This is a genomic window from Streptomyces doebereineriae (assembly GCF_031845645.1).
Lineage (GTDB): Bacteria > Actinomycetota > Actinomycetes > Streptomycetales > Streptomycetaceae > Streptomyces > Streptomyces canus.
In genome coordinates, this window is the sequence record NZ_JAVREZ010000566.1 from 1 (window position 1) to 394 (window position 394).

1 pseudogene is annotated in these 394 nt (G+C 63.5%); it reads right to left on the reverse strand.

The features are described 5' to 3' along the window. Positions 1–127 precede the first annotated feature (127 nt). Positions 128–394, reverse strand: a pseudogene (locus RNB18_RS53270) (hypothetical protein); the annotation flags it as partial.

Here is a 394-nt window from a genome sequence, read left to right on the forward strand (position 1 = left end):
GAGGGATGAGGTGCCTGCGCCGGGGGAATGGCCCAAGGGCGCGCTCGCCGCGTGGATTGCGGACCGAGCATGGAAGATGCGTACTGCATCGATATGGCAGGTTCAGCCTGTCAGGAAGACCTGCCGCCTAGGTCAGTATGTGGGTCCGACGGCGTCCTGGCAATGTTCCGAGGTGTCGTGGGAAGAACCGCGTGTCGATCCGGCCATCTGTGGGTACCTGGTGATGCCCACCCGGGATGGGGTGCAGAACCTTGTCCTGCGACGCGAACGCGTCGAACAACTCGAGACCGAATTCGCGCGGGATTTCCTTGTCGTCCAACGGGAGCAGGTACTCGATCGGGATGGTCAGCCGTTCTGCGGCGTCGAGCAGAGTGTCGTGCGCCGACACCCAACC